16 protein-coding genes are annotated in these 20359 nt (G+C 61.5%); 6 read left to right on the top strand and 10 right to left on the bottom strand.

Going from position 1 to position 20359, the window contains the following annotated elements; all coding sequences use genetic code 11:
• The first annotated feature begins 179 nt into the window (after positions 1 to 179).
• From EJ576_RS02340 to ilvD, 3 genes are all read left to right on the top strand, one after another.
• On the top strand, positions 180 to 1376 hold the full coding sequence (locus tag EJ576_RS02340) for a class I SAM-dependent rRNA methyltransferase (RefSeq protein WP_003195152.1): 1197 nt from the start codon (positions 180 to 182) through the stop codon (positions 1374 to 1376).
• Positions 1377 to 1501: 125 nt separating this feature from the next.
• On the top strand, positions 1502 to 2692 hold the full coding sequence (locus EJ576_RS02335) for an MFS transporter (protein ID WP_126569502.1): 1191 nt from the start codon (positions 1502 to 1504) through the stop codon (positions 2690 to 2692).
• 226 nt (positions 2693 to 2918) lie between these two features.
• Positions 2919 to 4760, top strand: coding sequence for a dihydroxy-acid dehydratase (gene ilvD / locus EJ576_RS02330; RefSeq protein ID WP_126569501.1), 1842 nt, complete (start codon positions 2919 to 2921; stop codon positions 4758 to 4760).
• Between the two features lie 55 nt (positions 4761 to 4815).
• Here the strand turns inward: ilvD and EJ576_RS02325 are convergent, their stop codons facing one another.
• The 4 genes from EJ576_RS02325 to EJ576_RS02310 form a co-directional block, all read right to left on the bottom strand.
• Positions 4816 to 7263 carry a TonB-dependent siderophore receptor gene (locus EJ576_RS02325; RefSeq protein WP_126569500.1) on the bottom strand — a complete coding sequence of 816 codons (2448 nt, stop codon included), beginning with the start codon at positions 7261 to 7263 and terminating at the stop codon, positions 4816 to 4818.
• A gap of 132 nt (positions 7264 to 7395) precedes the next feature.
• Entirely contained in the window at positions 7396 to 8343 is a 948-nt protein-coding gene (locus EJ576_RS02320; RefSeq protein ID WP_122729689.1) for a FecR family protein, read from the bottom strand.
• Positions 8340 to 8873, bottom strand: coding sequence for an RNA polymerase sigma factor (locus EJ576_RS02315; RefSeq protein WP_028618331.1), 534 nt, complete (start codon positions 8871 to 8873; stop codon positions 8340 to 8342). Before EJ576_RS02315 ends, EJ576_RS02320 begins: the two co-directional genes overlap by 4 nt.
• A gap of 203 nt (positions 8874 to 9076) precedes the next feature.
• On the bottom strand, positions 9077 to 10135 hold the full coding sequence (locus EJ576_RS02310; RefSeq protein ID WP_126569499.1) for a haloacid dehalogenase-like hydrolase: 1059 nt from the start codon (positions 10133 to 10135) through the stop codon (positions 9077 to 9079).
• 241 nt (positions 10136 to 10376) lie between these two features.
• On the opposite strand from EJ576_RS02310, the gene EJ576_RS02305 reads away from it, so the two are divergent.
• Positions 10377 to 11768 (top strand): L-cystine transporter, encoded by a 1392-nt coding sequence (locus EJ576_RS02305; protein WP_028618333.1) that lies wholly within the window; start codon positions 10377 to 10379, stop codon positions 11766 to 11768.
• A 77-nt stretch (positions 11769 to 11845) separates the two neighbouring features.
• Here the strand turns inward: EJ576_RS02305 and EJ576_RS02300 are convergent, their stop codons facing one another.
• Positions 11846 to 12358 (bottom strand): dihydrofolate reductase, encoded by a 513-nt coding sequence (locus tag EJ576_RS02300; protein ID WP_122729698.1) that lies wholly within the window; start codon positions 12356 to 12358, stop codon positions 11846 to 11848.
• 69 nt (positions 12359 to 12427) lie between these two features.
• Between EJ576_RS02300 and EJ576_RS02295 the strand changes: the two genes are divergently transcribed.
• Positions 12428 to 13798, top strand: a complete 1371-nt coding sequence (locus EJ576_RS02295) for a DUF2868 domain-containing protein (RefSeq protein WP_126569498.1) — start codon at positions 12428 to 12430, stop codon at positions 13796 to 13798.
• A complete protein-coding gene (locus tag EJ576_RS02290; protein ID WP_122729702.1) occupies positions 13791 to 15158 on the top strand; it encodes a DUF3482 domain-containing protein in 1368 nt (455 codons plus the stop codon). Before EJ576_RS02295 ends, EJ576_RS02290 begins: the two co-directional genes overlap by 8 nt.
• 5 nt (positions 15159 to 15163) lie before the next feature.
• Here EJ576_RS02290 and EJ576_RS02285 read toward each other — a convergent pair whose 3' ends face one another.
• From EJ576_RS02285 to EJ576_RS02265, 5 genes are all read right to left on the bottom strand, one after another.
• Positions 15164 to 15703, bottom strand: a complete 540-nt coding sequence (locus tag EJ576_RS02285; protein ID WP_126569497.1) for a hypothetical protein — start codon at positions 15701 to 15703, stop codon at positions 15164 to 15166.
• A 91-nt stretch (positions 15704 to 15794) separates the two neighbouring features.
• Positions 15795 to 16349, bottom strand: a complete 555-nt coding sequence (locus EJ576_RS02280; protein WP_126569496.1) for a phosphonate degradation HD-domain oxygenase — start codon at positions 16347 to 16349, stop codon at positions 15795 to 15797.
• Positions 16349 to 17482 carry a TIGR03364 family FAD-dependent oxidoreductase gene (locus EJ576_RS02275; RefSeq protein ID WP_126569495.1) on the bottom strand — a complete coding sequence of 378 codons (1134 nt, stop codon included), beginning with the start codon at positions 17480 to 17482 and terminating at the stop codon, positions 16349 to 16351. The genes EJ576_RS02280 and EJ576_RS02275 overlap by 1 nt, the downstream gene beginning before the upstream one ends.
• 125 nt (positions 17483 to 17607) lie before the next feature.
• Positions 17608 to 18630, bottom strand: a complete 1023-nt coding sequence (locus tag EJ576_RS02270; RefSeq protein ID WP_122729711.1) for a putative 2-aminoethylphosphonate ABC transporter substrate-binding protein — start codon at positions 18628 to 18630, stop codon at positions 17608 to 17610.
• 22 nt (positions 18631 to 18652) lie between these two features.
• Positions 18653 to 20359, bottom strand: coding sequence for a putative 2-aminoethylphosphonate ABC transporter permease subunit (locus EJ576_RS02265; RefSeq protein WP_122729713.1), 1707 nt, complete (start codon positions 20357 to 20359; stop codon positions 18653 to 18655).

Here is a 20359-nt window from a genome sequence, read left to right as displayed (position 1 = left end):
CCTGACCGACACCCAAATGCCCGATTGAAATCGGACTAAATGTGGGAGGGGGCTTGCCCCCCGATTGCATCACCGCCGTACGTCAGATACACCGCGCCGCCTGCATCGCGGGCAAGCCCACTCCCACATGAACCGCGCCGCAACAGGTATACTCCCGCTCTTTTTTCCGGAGCGACGTCATGTCCCTGCCAAGCCTGCGTCTCAAAGCCAACGCCGATCGTCGTTTGCGCAACGGCCACCTGTGGGTCTACAGCAACGAAATCGACGTGGCCGCCACCCCACTTCACGGCTTCCAGGCAGGCGACCAGGCTATCCTGGAAGCGGCCGGCGGCAAGACCCTGGGCATCGTGGCCATGAGTCCGAACAACCTGATCTGCGCCCGCCTGCTGTCGCGCGACATCAAGTTGCCACTGGACAAGTCGCTGCTGGTGCACCGCCTGAACGTCGCCCTGTCCCTGCGTGATCGCCTGTTCGACAAGCCGTTCTACCGCCTGGTCTACGGCGATTCCGACCTGTTGCCAGGCCTGGTGGTCGACCGTTTCGGCGACATCCTGGTGGTGCAGATCGCCTCGGCGACCATGGAAGCGCATAAAGAAGACGTGATCGCCGCGCTGACCCAAGTGCTCAAGCCAAGCGGCATCCTGTTCAAGAACGACTCCGCCGCGCGCGACGCCGAAGGCCTCAACCGCTACGTCGAGACCGTGTTCGGCCTGGTGCCGGAGTGGGTTGCGCTGGAAGAAAACGGCGTGAAATTCGAAGCCCCGGTGATCCAGGGCCAGAAGACCGGCTGGTTCTACGACCACCGCATGAACCGCGCACGCCTGGCCCCGTATGCCAAAGGCAAGCGCGTGCTCGACCTGTACAGCTACATCGGCGGCTGGGGCGTGCAAGCTGCGGCCTTCGGCGCCAGTGAAGTGTTCTGCGTCGACGCCTCCGCCTTCGCCCTCGACGGCGTGGAGCGCAATGCCGCGCTGAACGGCTTTGCCGAGAAGATGACCTGCATCGAAGGCGACGTGTTTGAAGCCTTGAAAGAACTGAAAGCCAGCGAAGAACGCTTCGACGTGATCGTCGCCGACCCACCGGCCTTCATCAAACGCAAAAAAGACATGAAGAACGGCGAAGGCGCCTACCGCCGCTTGAATGAGCAAGCCATGCGCCTGCTCAGCAAGGACGGCATCCTGGTCAGCGCGTCGTGCTCCATGCACCTGCCGGAAGATGACCTGCAAAACATCCTGCTGACCAGCGCCCGTCATTTGGATCGCAATATCCAGATGCTGGAGCGTGGCGGCCAGGGCCCGGACCACCCGGTGCATCCGGCAATTGCCGAGACGCGTTACATCAAGAGCATTACGTGCCGGTTGCTGCCGAACAGCTGATGCCGTTGGCCTGTAGGAGCCTCCGGGTTCCTACAGGTTTTCAGGAAGTTTCATCGCACGCCATGCTTTGACTTTCCTCCGCGAAGGCTCGATTCTCCACTCCCTCAAGGAATCGAGGCTCGTCCATGTCGTCGGCAATCACGCACGCTGAAAAACCCTTCATTGTTTTCTGGCTGATGACCATGACGCTGCTGGGCGTCTTCCCGCTTGACGTCGTGCTGCCGTCCTTTCCCGCCCTGGCGGAACACTTCTCCACCTCGACCACCCAGATCGCCCGCTCAGTCAGCCTGTTCGCCATTGGCTTTTCCTGCTCCATGCTGCTGATCGGCCCGCTGTCCGACAGGATCGGCCGCAAGAAGCTGCTACTGGCAAGCATGGTCGTTGCAATCATTGGCGCGGCCGGGTGCCTGGCTGCCAGCAACACGCCCCAATTCCTGTTCTTCCGCGTCATTCAAGCCATCGGCTGCGGAGGTTTCATACTGTCTCAAGCGCTGGTGCAGGACCTTTTTTCCGGCAGGGAACAAGTGCGTTTGCGCATAGCAATGGCCACGGCCGGGGGCATCTTCATATCAATTTCTCCGTTACTGGGCGCGTGGTTGCAACTGCACTGGGGATGGCAAGCCAGCTTCTACGTGTTTATAGCCCTCAGTGCAGCAACCTTGATCATGGCTCAGCGGTTACTGCATGGCGGACTGGCTCGAGCGGCACCACGCCAACAGAGTATTCTCAAGGCCTACACCAAGGTCTTCGCCAACCGCCATTTCACCAGCTATGCCACGATTTCGGCGATTACCTTCGCCTGCCATTTCTCATTCATCGTGGTTTCTCCACTCATTTTCATGGACCAACTCAAGCTGTCGCCCCACGAGTACTCCTTAACCTTGCTCCTCTACGGCGGCGCTTACGTACTGGGTGGTATCTGTGCAGGCATCCTGCACAAACGGCTTGCTGCAGCTACCCAGATGGCCATCGGGCTGGTGCTGATCGCGATCTCTGGCGTGGTCATGCTTTTTCTGACCTACCAGTTCGGCTTATCAACCCTGACCGTGCTGATCCCCATGTTGCTCTGCACAGCGGGCACCACCATCACCCGACCTATCTCCAACTCTGAAGCCATGGGCCTGTTCCCAGACAATGCAGGTACGGCAGCCTCTGCCGTGGCAGCCGAGTTATTTATTGCGGGAGGTCTCATCAGTGCGTTCATCAGCACCTTTACCTACCACCTGAGCACGGCGCTGGGTCTGTGCTTTCTGATCCTGAGCATCGCCGCCCTGGTCTTGAACGCATGGGCGCGGCGCCACCCGCACGTCCCGTAGCCGTTATCTTCACGGTTTCGGCCATTCCCTCCAGCCGCCAGCGGTGTAGAATCGACGCTATTCATCGCCAGTCATCCCCCGGCGGGTTTATGAGCTCGAGGCCCAAGCAAGCGGCGATCCCGCGATGCGAGTGGCAACTTCCGGACACACGGCCATTTCTGAGTGTTCCAGACGTCAATAGAAGCTCACTCCCCATTGATACCGATTAGCCGCCCGGAGTGCTCCAATGCCTGATTACCGCTCGAAAACATCCACCCACGGCCGCAACATGGCCGGCGCGCGCGCACTGTGGCGTGCCACGGGGATGAAAGATGACGACTTCAAGAAGCCGATCATCGCGATTGCCAACTCGTTCACCCAATTCGTACCGGGCCACGTCCACCTCAAGGACCTCGGCCAACTGGTCGCCCGCGAGATCGAACGCGTCGGCGGTGTCGCCAAAGAATTCAACACCATCGCCGTAGATGACGGCATCGCCATGGGCCATGACGGCATGCTGTATTCCCTGCCGAGCCGCGAGATCATCGCCGACTCCGTGGAATACATGGTCAACGCCCACTGCGCCGACGCCATCGTCTGCATCTCCAACTGCGACAAGATCACCCCCGGCATGCTGATGGCCTCCCTGCGCCTGAACATCCCGGTGATCTTCGTTTCCGGCGGCCCGATGGAAGCCGGCAAAACCAAGCTCGCCTCCCACGGCCTCGACCTGGTCGACGCCATGGTCATCGCAGCCGATTCCAGCGCTTCTGACGAGAAGGTCGCGGAATACGAGCGCAGCGCTTGCCCAACCTGCGGTTCGTGCTCCGGCATGTTCACCGCCAACTCGATGAACTGCCTGGTGGAAGCCCTGGGCCTGGCCTTGCCGGGCAACGGTTCCACGCTGGCGACCCACAGCGACCGTGAACAACTGTTCCTGCAGGCCGGCCGCACCATCGTCGAACTGTGCAAACGCTACTACCACGACAACGATGAGTCGGTGTTGCCGCGCAACATCGCCAACTTCAAGGCGTTCGAGAACGCCATGACCCTGGACATCGCCATGGGCGGTTCCACCAACACCATCCTGCACTTGCTGGCTGCGGCCCAGGAAGCCGAGATCGATTTCGACCTGCGCGACATCGACCGCCTGTCCCGTCACGTGCCGCAACTGTGCAAAGTCGCGCCGAATATCCAGAAGTACCACATGGAAGACGTGCACCGCGCCGGCGGGATCTTCTCGATCCTCGGTTCGCTGGCCCGTGGTGGCCTGCTGCACACCGATCTGCCGACCGTGCACAGCAAGTCCATTGCCGAAGGCATCGCCAAGTGGGACATCACCCAGACTGACGACGAAGCCGTGCACACCTTCTTCAAGGCAGGCCCAGCGGGTATCCCTACGCAAACTGCGTTCAGCCAGTCGACCCGTTGGGACACCCTGGACGACGACCGTGAAAACGGCTGCATCCGCAGTGTCGAGCACGCCTACTCCCAAGAAGGCGGCTTGGCCGTTCTCTACGGCAACATCGCCCTCGACGGCTGCGTGGTGAAAACCGCCGGTGTGGATGAGTCCATCCACGTCTTCGAAGGCCGCGCCAAGATCTACGAAAGCCAGGACAGCTCGGTTCGCGGCATCCTCGCCGACGAAGTGAAGGAAGGCGACATCGTGATCATCCGCTACGAAGGCCCGAAAGGCGGCCCGGGCATGCAGGAGATGCTGTACCCGACGTCCTACCTGAAATCCAAGGGCCTGGGCAAAGCCTGCGCTCTGCTGACCGACGGCCGTTTCTCCGGTGGTACGTCGGGCCTGTCCATCGGCCACGCTTCGCCAGAAGCCGCTGCCGGCGGCGCGATTGGCCTGGTGCAGGATGGTGACAAGGTGCTGATCGACATTCCGAACCGTTCGATCAACCTGTTGATCAGCGATGAAGAGCTGGCCGCGCGCCGGGTTGAGCAAGACAAGAAGGGTTGGAAGCCAGTGGAGAAGCGTCCACGCAAAGTGACTACCGCGTTGAAGGCTTACGCCCTGCTGGCCACCAGTGCCGACAAGGGTGCTGTGCGTAACAAGGCGATGCTTGACGGTCTGTAAGCTGCGCCCATAAAAATGCCCCGCCAAGTGCGGGGCATTTTTTTGCCGATCGTAATCAGAACTGCGGCGTGTAGGTCATGGTGAACATCACATTGCGCGGGTCGCCATAGTAGTTACTGCCCCAGTTCGCGTTATACGCAGGGATGTAGTACTTCTTGTCGAAAATATTGTTCAGGTTCGCCGCGACGGTGAATTCCTGATTGATCTTGTAGGCCACCCGCGAATCCCACAAGGCATTGCCGGGCACGCTGAATGTGCGGTCATAGGCGACGGTGCTGCTTTGCGCGGTCACACCGGCGCCGACGCTGACGTTGCTCCAGTCCCCCGGCAACTGGTAGTCACCCCAGACCTTGAGCAGGTGCTTGGGCGTCCAGGTGCTGAAGATCTTGCCCTCGTAAGTGTCGTCCTTGATGAATTTGGTGGTGTTGTAGGTGTAGCTGGAAACCAGTTGCAGGCCCGGCAGCACCTCACCGCTCAAGGTGGCCTCGAAGCCCTGGCTGCGAACCTTGCCGGACGCGAGCGAGCAGTACCAGCCGCCACAAACCTTGCCGCCTTGCAGATCTTGAGCCGCACGGTTTTCCTGGTCATAGCGAAAGACAGCGAACGACGTATTGAGGCGGCCATCCGCCAGTTCGCCCTTCAGGCCCAGCTCGTAGTTCTGGCCCTCAATGGGCTTGAGCACGGTCAATGAGGTGGTCAGGTTGGTTTGGGGCTCAAAGGCGTCGGTATAGCTGGCATAGGCCGACCATTGCTCGTTGAGCGCATAAACCAGGCCGGCGTAGGGCGTGACGTGACCATTGCTTTGCGTGGTGCTGCTGGTCGGCTCTCCGTACACCCCCCTGGCACCGCTCTCGTCCTGATAGGAATAGTCATACCAACTGGTACGCGCACCGAGGATCAACGTCAGCGGGTCCAGTACTTGGACGCGCCAGGTGCCATAAATCCCCTTCTGGCGAATGTCATACCAGCTCTTCGTCGCATTCCCAGCCTGGAACAACTGGTTCCTGTCGCGCTGCGGACGGTTGTGGTCGATGTTGAAGATATCTGCCCCCGGCGTCGCCGCGCGCGCCCAGAAATCATCCGTGGTGAGTTTGGAATAGTTGGCGCCCACCACCATCTCCTGCCGCAACCCCAGGCCTTCGAACTTGCCGTCGACATACACGTCCACACCGCGACTCTTGGTGTTGAAGTCAGTGACCCAGTCCACGTAACGCACGGTGCCGGTGTCACCGGGATTGGGGATGGTGTCCCACGTGGCCTGGTAGGTCGCGTCGTTGTGTTCATCCATGGCCACCAGAGCGGCCTTCACTTTCCAGTCATCGTTGAAGCGATGCTCGATATCGGCAAACACCTGGGTCTGGTTATTGACGTTGCGGTTCCAACTGGCGCCGACAAAGGTCGAGCGCGACAGGCCGATATCGCTGCCGTTGGCGTACCGGGGCAGCGACATGAAGTTGGGCCGCGAGTGCCCCTTCTGGTTGCTGATGCCCACGCCGACGGTGGTGTCTGGCGTGAAGTCGTAGTCCACCGCTGCATAAACCGTCTGGTTCCAACCGCCGGCGTAATCGACAAAAGAATCGGTCGTGTCGTAGTCCGCCACAAAACGGCCGCGCAAGGTGCCTTCGGTATTGAGCGGGCCACCCGCGTCCACTTGTGTGCCGTAGTGGTCCCAGGAACCGGCCTTGGCAGTGACGGTGACGGTCGGCGCCTGTTGCCCGCGCTTGCGCACCAGGTTCATCGTGCCGCCGGGGCTGTTCGCGCCCTGCAGCAAGGCGGCCGGGCCACGCAGGGTTTCCACGCGGTCATAGATCGCCATGTTTTCGGTGAGGTAGCTGCCCAGCGCGTAGGTGTTGCGCGGAATGCCGACGCCGTCGTATTGCAGGGTGCCGACCTCAAAACCACGGGAGAAGATAAACATGCCGGGGCCTGGGGACTTGGTCGCCGTCAGGCCGGGGGTGCGCTTGACCACTTCGGAGAGTTTGGTGGTGTTCTGGTCGTCCATCTGCTTGCGGGTCATGACGCTGACCGATTGCGGGATGTCCTTTAGCTTTTGCTCGCCTTTGCCGATGGTCACGACACCGGTGGTGTAGGAGCCGGTGCCTTCGGTGGTCGCACCCAAGCGTTCAGCGCTGATGGTGGTGGCACCGACTTCGAGGGCGCCACCGGTGTCCACGCGTTTTTCCAGGGTGACGGTATCGGCGTTGATAAACGCCGCGCTCAGCCCAGTGCCGCCGAGCAGTTGCCCCAAGGCTTCACGCTGGCCCAGGTTGCCACTCACCCCCGGCGACACCACCCCCTCGGTCAATTCACCACTCACCAACACCTGCACCCGTGTCACCGCCGAAAACGCTGCCAGCGCACCGTCCAGGCTCTGCCCTGGAATATCAAAACGGTAGGTCTGTGCTTGAGTGGTCTCAGCGGCCTGCAAGTACAGCGGTGCAGTGCCGCAGGCCAAGGAAATGGCCAGTGCCAGCAAAGGCCGTGCGGCGTATCGGTGTGCCATGGATGAAGCTCCCCGGTGCAAAAAAGTCTGTGATCGGCGCCGCACTACTTGAGAGTGCTTACTATTTACGCCTCAGTGATCAAGGACGATGGCTTGCGGGGAAACCCTGAAACTATTTTGAAAAAGTTGTCGTCAGGACGCTTTGCCTTCGCGCAACACCAGCAAATACGGGGTGTAGTGCTCGGCCTGCAGATTGAGGGTGTATTCCAGCGCCTTGATCACGGCGTCGGGTTTGTCGATCTCGAACACGCCGGACACCACGCGATTGCGCAGCGCATCGCCCAGCACCAGAGTCTTGCCGGGCCAGTAGCGATTCAACTCGCTGACCACTTCCGACAGGGGCTGCTGGCGGAACACCAGTTGCCGTTGGCGCCAGGCGAAACCGCTGGCCGGGTCGAAGCCATGTACCTCTGCGAGGTGCTGGTCCTGATACTCCACCGCCCGGCCTGGCTCCAGGAAGACCGGCTCACCACTGCCCGCACTGACCTGCACCTTGCCCTGAGCCACCTGCACACGCGTCTGTGCATCACGCCGCGCCACGCTGAACTGTGTGCCGACCACTTTCACCCAGCCATCGCCGGACTGCACCACGAAAGGCCGCGCCGGGTCCTTGGTCACGCTGAAAAACCCTTCACCACGCAGCAGACGAATCTGACGCTCACCGCCGCTCATGCGCACTTGAATCGCGCTGTCAGTGTTGAGTTGCAACTGGGAGCCGTCGGCCAGTTCGACAGTGCGCGATTCGCCGGTGCGGGTGGCGTAGTCCGCGCGCAGGCGGTCGAGCCAGGGGGTGTTTTGCACGGTCAGGCCCACTGCTAGCAATATGGCAGCGGCATATGCCCAACGGCGCGCAGGTTGGCGCCAGGCAGCCTGTTCGGCGCGGCGGATCACCCGCGCCGGTTCACGCAAACCGCCGAGCATGGCCTGCACTTCCTGCCAAGCGTCATCCTGTGGCTGGCCCTGCCCAAGCCAGGCGGCAAAGGCGTCCATTTCGGCTGCCGTGACATCTTCGGCCTGTAGGCGGAAATACCAGCCAGACGCTTCTTCGAACAATTCGTCGGCAGTGGGTGTGGCGGTCATGACCGACGTCCTTGTGTGTCGCTGGCGAGCCGCGTCTTGATGTAGGCGCGGCATTCAATCAAGGCGCGACGCAATTGGTATTCCACGCTGCGCGGGGTGATCGACAGTCGCTCGCCAATCTCGCGGTAGGAAAGTTCGTCGACATGATAGAGCAGGAAGATCTGCCGAGTCGCCTCGGGCAACGCCAGGATAGCGTCCTGCATCAGTTGCTCCTGCTGATAGGCGGCCAATTGCTCATCGGCGCCAGGATTGCTGCAAGGCAGTTCTTCACTGGGTTCACCGGCATCCAGGCGCTCGCGGCGGATGGCCTGGCGTTGGTGATCACGCACCAGGTTGCTGGCGATGGTGAAAAGGAAGGCTGGGAGGTTGTCGATCTTCTCGCCGGAATCCAGGCGCGCCAGGCGCAGGAACGATTCCTGGGTCAAGTCAGCGGCCACCTGAGCGCTACCCGTGCGACGGGTGACGAAGGCTTCGAGGGCTTTCTTCTGCTCCGCGAACAGGCGCGCGATCTGCGAATTCCAGGAGGACACAGCACTACCTTGAGAAGAACGGAGGGTTCAGGAAGTGCGCACGCTAGCAGAGGATGAGATTGGTTCGCAATTGATATCTATTTTTGCCTAGGCTTTGCGGTGTTATTGAGGCCGCCATCGGGGGCAAGCCCCCTCCCACATTTGAATGTGTTCACACATCAATATGTGGGAGGGAGCTTGCCCCCGATGCAGGCGACTCAGTGTTACTGAATCTCCTCCGGCTTGACGATCACCCAGTTCTTGTCCGCCGTCACCGGCAACCCTTCCTTGGCCTGCGCCGCCGCATGCTTGGCGATCATGCCGTTCAGTTGGGTCATGTATTTGTCCTTGCGGTTGATCCACAGGTGGATGCCGCCCTTGGCCACGTCCACATCGTGGAACAGCATGTAGCCATCGCTGGTCGGCGTGTCGCCACCTACCAATACCGGTTTTTTCCACTCGTCGATGTAGGTGAGGATTGCCGCGTGCTTGCCCGCCATCCAGGTCGCCGGGGTCCACAGGTAAGGGGTGAGTTCCAGGCCGAGGTTGGCCTTCTCGTCATATTTGCCGGCGGTGATCTGTTTGCGTGCGGTGGTCAGTTCGCCGGTCTTGCGGTCCTTGAGCAGGGTGGTCACGCCGATGACGTTCTCGGGTTTGACGTTGTAGCCGTACTTGGGATCGGCGGCGACCATGCGCACCAGTTCTTCCGAGGCGGCGGTCATCACATACACCTGGATGCCGTTTTCCATCAGTTTGTTGTACAGCTCGGCCTGGCCGGTGAAGACTTTCGGCGGTTGCACCTCGGACTTCTTCACCACATCGCCTTCGAAATAGCTGACGGGCACGGGCTTGCCGGAGGCCATCAGCTCATCGACCTGCACTTTGAGTTCCTTGAGGGTGAACCCCGAAAACACCTGGGCGACCCACGGATAGCAGACCATGTCGTCCACTTCGCAGAGGCGATAGTAGTAACTGAACAGACTTTCCTTATGGTCGGCGGTGTCTTTGAAAGGCATAAGCTTGAGCGACGGATCAAGGCTGTCGCGGGTGATCAGGCCTTTGTTTTCCATGTAGGGCAGCAGGGATTCTTCGAGGTCGTAGCGGTAACTGGTGTTGTCCATGTCGAACACCGCGAAGTTACCCTTGTTGGCGTTGGCGGCGATCATTTCGTTCAGTTGCTTGGCGGCGGGGGCCGGCCAGTGTTTCAACTCGGTGGCGGCCATGGTTTGGCCGGCAAGGCCAAGGCACAGCGCGGCGGCAAACAATCTCGAAGCGAGCTTCATATGCGTTTTCTCCCTGAGTGAAAGACACCGACGCTAACAAATCCCTGTGACAGTTATCTCCCGAGCGCGACCGCTTGCGTCGTGATCGCGCCAACGGCATGTGCCTGAGCGTCAAACGCTTATTCCAAAAACGACAGTCACCATTCCATATCGGTATTAAATCAATATATTTCAAGCTGTTAGGCTTTCCGGTTCGCAATCGCAGGCTCACGCGATTGGCTGCCTTCTCAACGGAGCTTCAATGAATCTGCCCCTGATTCTCAACTTACTGGTGTTCGTGGCCCTGTTGCTGGGCCTGGCACAAACCCGTCGTACTAACTGGAGCCTCGCCAAGAAGGTCCTGTTCGCCCTCGTACTCGGGGTGGTGTTCGGCACCGTTCTGCACACGATCTACGGCGATGGCAATCCGGTGCTCAAGGCCTCCATCGGCTGGTTCGATCTGGTCGGCAACGGCTACGTACAACTGCTGCAAATGATCGTGATACCGCTGGTATTTGCCTCGATCCTCAGCGCCGTGGCCCGTCTGCACAACGCGTCGTCGTTGGGCAAGATCAGCTTCTTGACCATCGGCACGCTGCTGTTCACCACAGCGATTGCGGCGTTGATCGGTATCGGCCTGACCAACCTGTTCGGCCTCACCGCCGAGGGCCTGGTGGCCGGCACCCAGGAAATGGCGCGCCTGCAAGTGATCCAGAGTGATTACGCCGGCAAGGTTGCCGACCTGAATATCCCGCAACTGCTGCTGTCGTTCGTGCCGGCCAACCCGTTTGCCGACCTGGCCCGGGCCAAGCCGACCTCGATCATCAGCGTGGTGATTTTCGCCGCTTTCCTGGGGGTTGCCGCGCTGCAACTGCTCAAGGATGACGTGGAAAAAGGCCAGAAAGTCCTCAACGCCATCGACACCCTGCAAGCCTGGGTCATGCGTCTGGTGCGCCTGGTGATGAAGCTGACCCCGTACGGCGTATTGGCGCTGATGACCAAAGTGGTCGCCGGTTCCAACCTGCAAGACATCATCAAGCTCGGCAGTTTTGTGGTGGTGTCGTACCTGGCCCTGGGCCTGATGTTCGTGGTGCACGGCCTGCTGCTGTCCCTGGCCGGGATCAACCCGCTGCGTTTCTTCCGCAAAGTGTGGCCGGTGCTGACCTTTGCCTTCACCAGCCGCTCCAGCGCAGCGGCGATCCCGCTGAGCATTGAAGCGCAGACCCGTCGCCTGGGCATCCCACAGTCCATCGCCGGTTTCGCTGCCTCGTTTGGCGCGACCATCGGCCAGAACGGTTGCGCCGGTCTTTATCCTGCGATGTTGGCGGTGATGGTCGCGCCGACCGTAGGCATCAACCCGCTGGACCCGCTGTGGATCGCGACTTTGGTGGCGATCGTGACCTTGAGTTCGGCAGGCGTTGCCGGCGTGGGCGGCGGTGCGACCTTTGCTGCGCTGATCGTACTGCCGGCCATGGGCTTGCCGGTGTCACTGGTGGCGCTGCTGATTTCCGTAGAGCCGCTGATCGACATGGGCCGCACGGCGCTGAACGTAAATGGATCGATGACGGCCGGTGCGATCACCAGCCAGGTCATGGGGCAGACGGATAAAGCGTTGTTGAATGCCGATGAGCATGCTGAGTTAGCGCAGGCCTGATGGACCGCTATCGCCGGCAAGCCGGCTCCTACAGGGTAACGCAATCAACTGTAGGAGCCGGCTTGCCGGCGATGCTCCTAGGCCTTTTCCCAAACCTCGAAGTTATACGCCGGCTTATCTCCCTCAGCCGCATTCTCGACATTCGACACCAGCTTCCACTGCTTCGTATCAAACTCCGGAAACCAAGCATCCCCTTCCGGACTCAACGCCACCCGCGTCAGATAAAGCCGATCCGCCTGCTCCAGCCCCTGCGCATACAGTTGCGCACCGCCGATCAGCATCAGCTCGTCCACGCCTTGCGCCTTGGCCCATTCTTCAGCGCGTTCTACCGCCGCCTCCAGTGACGGAAAAACTTCCGCACCTTCAAGCGCCAGATCGGTCTGACGGCTAACCACGATGTTCAAGCGCCCCGGCAACGGTCGGCCCAGGGAATCCCAGGTCTTGCGCCCCATGATGATCGGCTTGCCCAGGGTAGTGGCCTTGAAATATTTGAAATCCCCCGGCAAATGCCAGGGCATGCTGTTGTCGACGCCGATCACACGGTTTTCACCGAGGGCTGCGATCAGGCTTAAAGGGAGAGTTTTTTTCATGGCGACGAGAATACCAGAGCCCCGAGCCAGGGGTTATGCTCCAGGCTCACAAACACAACAGGACTACGCGTGACTCCACTGCACACACTCTGGCTGACAGAAACCGTGCGCCTGCGCGAAGAACACGCAGGCCCGCTGGAAGACCTGGAAGCCAACCGCCTGGCCCGCTCGGCCGGGGGCGACCTGCCGACACGTATCCAGCAGCGCGCCTTGCACCTGGCCGAACGCGATGGGCTAGCGGCGGCCCTCACTCGCTGGCTGCAAGGTGCGCGTCTGGCGCTGGTGCTGCTGGCAATCGTCGCGGTCATCAGCGGCGCAGGGCTGGCGTTTGCTGCACTGGGCAACGGTCTAACGCCGGTGAATGTGTTCTGGGCCTTGGGCAGCCTGCTTGGCTTGAACCTGATCCTTCTGATCAGTTGGGCGTTGGGCCTGCTGTTTGCCGGTGAGCACAGTGCCAGCCTGGGGCGACTATGGTTGTGGCTCAGCGAAAAATTCGCCCGTGATGCCAAAGCCGCCCAACTGGCGCCAGCACTGTTACTGCTACTGCAACGGCAGAAACTCAATCGCTGGGCCGTAGGCGTGCTGGTCAACAGTCTATGGTTGTTGGCGTTGCTCAGCGCCATGGTGATTCTGCTTACGCTACTCGCTACCCGCCGCTACGGCTTCGTGTGGGAAACCACCATTCTCGGTGCCGACACCTTCGTCGCCGTCACCCAGGCCCTCGGCACCTTGCCTGCTCTGTTGGGCTTCAATGTGCCGACCGTCGAGATGATCCGCGCCAGCGGCGACTCCGCCCTGAATATCGAAAGCGCCCGCCAAGCCTGGGCCGCCTGGCTGGTCGGCGTGCTGCTGGTCTATGGCCTGCTGCCCCGCCTGATCCTCGGGTTGCTGTGCCTGTGGCGCTGGAAACGCGGGCGCGCCGCCCTGCGCCTGGACCTCAACCTGCCCGGCTACAGCCAATTGCGCGAGCGTCTGATGCCGAGCAGCGAACGCCTTGGGGTCAACGATGCCGCGCCCGAGCAGTTGCACCACGTCAGCGGCGGCGTCAGTGAACTGGAAAGCGACGGCGCCCTGCTGGTTGCCATCGAACTGGACGACCAACATCCCTGGCCGCCCAAACTGCCCGCCAGCGTGAAGAACGCCGGCATCCTCGACAGCCGCGAATCACGCCACAAACTGCTGGAGCAACTCTCGCGCTTCCCGCCTGCACGCCTGGCCGTCGCCTGCGACCCACGGCGCTCGCCGGATCGCGGCAGCCTGGCGCTGATCGCCGAACTCGCGCGCAGCGCCACCGCCACCCGCGTGTGGCTGCTGCAAGCGCCACCCGGCCAGGCGCTGGACGCCGAACGCCTAGGCGACTGGCACGCCGCGTTGCAGCAACTGGAGTTACCTTTCGCCGACTGCGCGCCGTTGAACTGGCTGGAGACGGGTCATGACTAAACCGCTGAAACTCGCCGTGGTCGGCCACACCAATGTCGGCAAGACGTCGTTGCTGCGCACCCTCACGCGTGATGTTGGCTTCGGTGAAGTCTCCCATCGCCCCAGCACGACACGGCATGTGGAAGGCGCGCGCTTGTCGGTGGACGGCGAAGCCTTGCTGGAGCTGTACGACACACCCGGCCTGGAAGACGCCATCGCCCTGCTCGATTACCTGGAACGCCTGGATCGCCCCGGCGAACGCCTCGATGGGCCGGCCCGCCTGACGCGCTTCCTGGAAGGCAGCGAAGCCCGCCAGCGTTTCGAACAGGAAGCCAAGGTGCTGCGCCAACTGCTGGCCTCCGATGCCGGCTTGTATGTGATCGACGCCCGCGAGCCGGTGCTGGCCAAGTATCGCGACGAGCTGCAAGTGCTGGCCAGTTGCGGCAAGCCGTTGCTGCCCGTGCTTAATTTCGTCAGCAGCAGCGACCACCGCGAGCCAGACTGGCGCGAGGCCCTGGCCCGCCTTGGCCTGCATGCGCTGGTGCGATTTGACAGCGTAGCGCCGCCGGAAGACGGCGAACGGCGCTTGTACGAAAGCCTCGCCCTGCTACTGGAAAGCGCGCGACCACAGTTGGAGCGCTTGATTCTTGACCAGGAGGCCCAGCGCCAGGCCCGCCAGCAAAGTGCTGCGCGACTGATCGCCGAGCTGCTGATCGACTGCGCCGCCTGTCGCCGCAGTGTGGTCACTGAAGATGAGCAACAAGCCATCAGCGACCTGCGCAAAGCCGTGCGCCAGCGTGAACAAAAATGTGTGGAAGCCCTGCTCAAACTGTTCGGCTTCCGCCCGCAGGACGCCGCTGCCAGTGACTTGCCCTTGCTCGACGGGCGCTGGGGCGATGACCTGTTCAATCCGGAAACCCTCAAGCAACTCGGCGTGCGCGTCGGTGGCGGGATCGCCGCAGGCGCGGCAGCCGGTGCGGGTGTGGACCTGCTAGTCGGCGGCCTGACCTTGGGCGCCGCCGCCCTGGCCGGCGCGATTGCCGGTGGCGCCCTGCAGACTGCGCGCAGCTATGGCAGCCGGTTGCTGGGCAAAATCAAAGGCCAGCGCGAGCTGACCGTCGATGACAGCGTGCTGCGCCTGCTCGCTTTGCGTCAACGCCAGTTGCTCAAGGCCCTGAACCTGCGCGGCCATGCGGCGATGCACAGCATCAAGGTCGACACACCCCAGGACAAGACCTGGCGCGAAGGCAAGTTGCCGGACGCACTACACAAAGCCCGCGCCCATCCGCAATGGTCGTCCCTCAATCCTCACGCCAAGTTGAGCCAGGCTGAGCGCCAGGAGCAGGTCGAAGCCCTGGCCGCTCGGCTTGATGAGACCTGACCGAGTTATTGCACAAACCACCCAAACGCCAGGAAAGCCCTACAGAGCGAGCGAATCAGTTCTTTATCGGCTTTATCGGCCACCCCATTGCGGTCGATGTCGCTATTGGTGAACGACTCCAACACGCCGTCACTGTCGCCGTCATAAGCAGCCGCTTGGTAAACCAGCGACGACCTGCACCCAGACGTCGTGCGCTCATGGAAGTCGAGCTTGATCGCGTTGGGCGTTCCGGTTTTACCGAAGTGATCGACGTACATCGTCAACGTACGCTGCCAATGGCTGCGCTGATTGAACCAGCCCAGTTTCAAGAAACTGTCGGCAAAACTATCAACCTGCTCTGTATCCAGCACACGTGGCCGGCTGACGGGGTTCAGATCCTCCGCCCACTGTAGATCGACACGGCCATCGGCACTCATGTCCACCGCGAAGATCTCGTGAACCAGTTCATCCGGGCAACCTGCCTGATGCTCATAAAAATGCAGGATGACCGTATCGGCGCGGCCATTACCACTCATGTCCTGGGCAGTGGCTTTCAAGTAACGCATCCGTGTTGCTCCTTAAGGTAAGAAGCAAACACCTTAACGACGCAATGCCCCCGCCTCCAGACGGCGAGTCTGCGTTGGTTGTAAGGCCTGTCTACGCAACCAGTAGCCGCGCAGCCTTTGCCTTGAGCATCTGCAGGTCAAGTACCGGCACATGCCTCTGCTTGGCCTGTTCATCCCAATGACGCATGCGCAAACTCACGGCGCACAGCGGGTCCTGCTCAAACGCCTGAGCCTCCTCGGCACTCATCACCCCACCCTGATACGCCAAGGTGCGACGGCTGGCTTCGCTCAGGCACGCGTAATAGTCCGGCTGGCTGAAGGTCAGGTAGCGCTTGGCCTGCACGTGATACTCCACCAACGTGGCCATGCGCTCGCTGAACCCTGCGCGACGCAGATAGTCGGCCCCCAGCCGTTCATGGCTGACCACGCCATAACCCCCCATGTTTTCCTCGCCCTGGCCGCAGAGATGCCCGATGTCGTGGAAAAACGCCGCCAGCACCACTTCATCATCAAAGCCTTCGGCCATGGCGAGTTGCGCGGCCTGGGACATGTGCTCGATCTGCGACACCGGCTCGCCGATGTAATCCGCCGTGCCGTGCTGCTCATACAAGCCGAAGACCTCGGCGATGGTCTGTTCCGGGTTCATCACGCAGCTCCCCACAGGGTACTGATATTGTGCTCGGCCATCGCCGGCCCCACGCTCATGCCCACGCCCGTGTGCATCAACGCGGCGCTCACTCCCGGCGCCACGCGCAGGAATGAAAACGGCCCCGGCCCCCGCGAGCCGTACACACCCTGCCAACGCTCCACCACCTGGATTTTGCAGCCCAAGGTCTGCTCAGCCAGTTCGATCATCCAGTCATCCACCTGCTCGGCGTTGAAGGGCGACGCGTCGCTGCCGTAGTCATGGGAATCACCGATGATCAATTCGCCATGGGGCGTCGGGCTGATCAGAAGGTGAATGCCGTGTTCGTGCAGGTACGGAGCATCGCGCAGGATTTGCGCCTGCACCGGCGCCGCTTCCGGCAGGTCGGCGAAAGCGCCGTAGTGCACGCAGCTCAAGCCGGTGAGCAACGCGTGTTGCAGGTTCAGGTTGACGGCGGGCCGGGCACGTAACATTTGCAGACGGCAGATACTCGGATTGAGTTCGGCCATCGCTTCGGCCAGCAAGGTCTGGTAGTCGTGGCCGGAGCACACAATGATCTGTTCGCCGCGAAAGCTGCCTGCCGTGCTGTGCAACTGGCCCGGTTCGAGATCACGCACCAACGTGGAGAAATAAAACTCCACGTTCAGCTCTTGCGCCAGGTAGTTGATCAGCGCTGGGATCGCTTCACGGGAATACAGTTGCTGATCGTCCTTGCCGTGCAGCGCAGCGCGGTGATGACGAAACTGGCCGCCATACAGGTCCTTCATCGCCGCGCCTTGCAGCAGTTCGACGTTGTAGCCGTGCTCGTGTGCACGCCCCTCACAGAAGGCTTCCAGCAAGTGCTCTTCCGCTTCGGTGCGGGCAAACAGGTACGCGCCGTTGAGCTTGAGTTGCAGCCCGGCGACTTGCGCCCAATGGCCCCAAATGTCACGGCTTTGCCGTGCCAGGTCAAGCATCGGCCCCGGCGGTTGCCCGGTGACCAGGGCCTGGCCGAAGTTGCGCACCGAGGCGCCCAGTGGCGTGGCGCTGCGTTCGAACACCTTGACCTTGAGCCCGCGTTTGGCGGCGGCAAAGGCGTGGGACAGGCCGAGGATGCCGGCGCCGATGATCAGCAGATCGCTGTGGTGTGTCATGAAGTGATGTCCTGTATTCGAAGCCGCCTTCGCAGGCAAGCCAGCTCCCACATTTTGAATTGCGAACACCTTCAAATGTGGGCGCTGGCTTGCCTGTGAAGAGGCCATCAGCCCTAACGAAAACCTTATTGACCCGCTACCTTCTCCGACTTGCCGTCATAGCGCTTGCGCCATTCGGTCAAAATGCTGTCACGGTTCTTCGAGGCCCACGCGAAGTCGTTCTTGATCAGGCGTTGTTCATAGTCGGCCGGCAATTCGGTCTGCGGCTTGGCAATGCCAGGCTGAGCGAGGACGGCGAAGTTGTCCTTGTACAGGTCCATGGCAGCCGGGCTGGCGGAGAAATCAGCGAGCTTTTTCGCGGCGTCGGCGTTGTGGGTGCCTTTCATGACGGCAGTGGCCTCGATGTCCCAGCCCAGGCCTTCTTTCGGCAGGATGATGTCCAGCGGCGCGCCCTGGCGTTTCAACTGCACGGCCGGGTATTCGAAGGAAATACCGATCGGAAACTCACCCGAAGCCGCGAGCTTGCACGGCTTGGAGCCGGAGTGAACGTACTGGCCGATGTTCTGGTGCAGGTCGTCCATGTACTGCCAACCTTGCTTCTCGCCGTAGGTCTGCAACCAGGCGCTGACGTCCAGGAAACCGGTGCCGGAGGAGGCCGGGTTGGGCATGACAATCTTGCCCTTGTACTCAGGCTTGGTCAGGTCCTGCCAGCTCACCGGCTTGGTCAGGCCCTGCTTTTCGGCTTCGACGGTGTTGAAGCAAATCGTTGCGGCCCACACATCCATGCCGACCCAGGCCGGCGGGTTGGCGGTGTCGCGGTAGTTCTTGCCGATCTTGTCCAGGTCCTTCGGCGCGTAGTTGTCCAGCATGCCCTGCTGATCGAGGATCGCCAGGCTGGAAGCGGCCAGACCCCAGACTGCGTCGGCTTGCGGGCGGTCTTTCTCGGCCAGCAGCTTGGCGGTGATGATGCCGGTAGAGTCGCGCACCCATTTGATTTCGATATCAGGGTTGGCCTGTTCGAAGGCCTTTTTGTAGGTCTTCAACTGCTCGGCTTCGAGGGCCGTGTACACGGTCAACTCGGTCTTGGCGAAGGCATTCAGGCTGAATGCAGTCAGTACGGCAGCGACCAGCGCCAGGGGCTTGAACATGGAGCACCTCCTTCAGGGATATTTATTGGCCGGGTGCGCTCTGGCGCCAGGCTTGGGAGCGGCGCAACGCGCCACGTGAGGCCCACGCCAGCAGCAGCGAGACGCCGGCTGAGGTGAACAGGATCAGGGTCGACATGGCCGCCGCGCCGCCCACGTTGCCGGCGTCGTCCATGTTCAACACGGCGACGGCGGCGAGGATGGTGTCGGGGCTGTAGAGAAAAATCGCGGCTGACACAGTGGTCATCGCCGACACAAACAGGTAGCGCACGATGTCCAGCAACGCCGGCAGGCAGATCGGCACCGTCACTTTCAGGTAATGCCGGTACAGCGGTGCCTTGAGGGACAAGGCGGCGGCTTCGAACTCGGCGTCCAGTTGGCGCAGCGCCGTGGTGGCCGTCATCTGCGCGGTGGTCAAATAGTGAGCAATGGTGCACACCACCAGCAACGTCATGGTCCCGTAGAACACATGCAGCGGGTTTCCATTGAGGTTGAAAAAGAACACGTAGCCCAAGCCCAGCACCAGGCCCGGTACGGCCATCGGTACGAAGCTGAGCATGCGCAGGGCCAGGTTCAGCCCCTTCTGGCCCTTGGTCTTTTCCATCAGGTACGCGCCGGTGAAGATCAACACGCTGCCGATCAATGCGGTGCACAGCGCCATGGTCAGGCTGTTGCGATAGGCCAGCCAGCCGCCGCCAGCCGTGTCTTCGAACTGGTAGTGGTTGAGCGACAGCGACAGGTTGTACGGCCAGAACTTCACCAGCGACGAATACACCGCCATGCCGAACACCAGCAGTAACACGGCGCAGATCAGCAGCACGATGGCCAGGTAGCAGCCGTCCCTCATGCGCGATGGCGCCGGTTGGAACACTTGGGCACGGCCGCTCATGGAATCGCCATGACGGCGGCGCAGCCAGGCATCCACAGCAAAGCTGAACAGCGCCGGCAGCAGTAACACCATGCCGATCAGCGCGCCGCGACCGAACTGTTGCTGGCCGACCACCGCCTTGTAGGCTTCCAGCGCCAACACCTGATAATCGCCGCCAACCACCACGGGCACGCCGAAGTCGGTGATGGTCAGGGTGAACACCAGGCAGAACGCGGCGAATACGGCCTGGCGCGTGGCCGGCCAGGTAATGCTGCGAAACGCCCGCGCCGGGCTGGCGCCCATGCTGGAGGCCGCATCGAACAGGCGCGCATCCGCCAGGGACAGCGCCGACAGCAAAATCATCAAAGCGTGTGGGAAGGTGTAGATCACCTCACCCAGCACAATGCCCCAGAAGCCGTAGATATTGTCCGAGAGCAACCCGCGCAGCATGCCCTGGTTGCCGAACAGGTAGACCAGCGCAATGCCCGGCAACATCGACGGCGCCATCAACGGCAGCAACGACATGCCGCGCCAGATCGCTTTGCCGGGGATCAACGTGCGTTGCAGGGCGTAGGCAAACAGGTAGGCCAGCGGTACGACGATAGCCGCCACGCTGAGGGCAACTTTCAGGCTATTGCCCAGCAGCCAGTGGAAGTTGGCGCTGGTGATCAGTTCCTGTGCAGCCACCAGACCACCGCCCTGCCCGGCTTCACTACTGAAACCGCGCCAGAAGATCGCCAGCAGCGGCATCAAGACAGCCAGGCCCAGCAACAACAGCCACAGCAGTTTGCCGCCGACGACGAAAATTCGGTCACCGGTTTCGGCGCGGGACACCGGTCGTGGCAGCGTCATGACAGCGGCCAT

The sequence above is a fragment of the Pseudomonas sp. C 49-2 genome, from assembly GCF_003970195.1.
Taxonomy (GTDB): domain Bacteria; phylum Pseudomonadota; class Gammaproteobacteria; order Pseudomonadales; family Pseudomonadaceae; genus Aquipseudomonas; species Aquipseudomonas canadensis.
This window is presented reverse-complemented; position numbering and strand designations above follow the sequence as displayed.

Excerpts from the sequence above, each read along its gene's own strand:
- EJ576_RS02335 (WP_126569502.1), top strand. The coding sequence starts at position 1,502 with ATGTCGTCGGCAATCACGCACGCTGAAAAACCCTTCATTGTTTTCTGG.
- EJ576_RS02275 (WP_126569495.1), bottom strand. The coding sequence starts at position 17,482 with ATGACACACCACAGCGATCTGCTGATCATCGGCGCCGGCATCCTCGGC.
- EJ576_RS02325 (WP_126569500.1), bottom strand. The coding sequence starts at position 7,263 with ATGGCACACCGATACGCCGCACGGCCTTTGCTGGCACTGGCCATTTCC.
- EJ576_RS02285 (WP_126569497.1), bottom strand. The coding sequence starts at position 15,703 with ATGCGTTACTTGAAAGCCACTGCCCAGGACATGAGTGGTAATGGCCGC.
- EJ576_RS02340 (WP_003195152.1), top strand. The coding sequence starts at position 180 with ATGTCCCTGCCAAGCCTGCGTCTCAAAGCCAACGCCGATCGTCGTTTG.
- EJ576_RS02280 (WP_126569496.1), bottom strand. The coding sequence starts at position 16,349 with ATGAACCCGGAACAGACCATCGCCGAGGTCTTCGGCTTGTATGAGCAG.
- EJ576_RS02305 (WP_028618333.1), top strand. The coding sequence starts at position 10,377 with ATGAATCTGCCCCTGATTCTCAACTTACTGGTGTTCGTGGCCCTGTTG.
- EJ576_RS02300 (WP_122729698.1), bottom strand. The coding sequence starts at position 12,358 with ATGAAAAAAACTCTCCCTTTAAGCCTGATCGCAGCCCTCGGTGAAAAC.
- ilvD (WP_126569501.1), top strand. The coding sequence starts at position 2,919 with ATGCCTGATTACCGCTCGAAAACATCCACCCACGGCCGCAACATGGCC.
- EJ576_RS02290 (WP_122729702.1), top strand. The coding sequence starts at position 13,791 with ATGACTAAACCGCTGAAACTCGCCGTGGTCGGCCACACCAATGTCGGC.
- EJ576_RS02310 (WP_126569499.1), bottom strand. The coding sequence starts at position 10,135 with ATGAAGCTCGCTTCGAGATTGTTTGCCGCCGCGCTGTGCCTTGGCCTT.
- EJ576_RS02320 (WP_122729689.1), bottom strand. The coding sequence starts at position 8,343 with ATGACCGCCACACCCACTGCCGACGAATTGTTCGAAGAAGCGTCTGGC.
- EJ576_RS02265 (WP_122729713.1), bottom strand. The coding sequence starts at position 20,359 with ATGGCCGCTGTCATGACGCTGCCACGACCGGTGTCCCGCGCCGAAACC.
- EJ576_RS02270 (WP_122729711.1), bottom strand. The coding sequence starts at position 18,630 with ATGTTCAAGCCCCTGGCGCTGGTCGCTGCCGTACTGACTGCATTCAGC.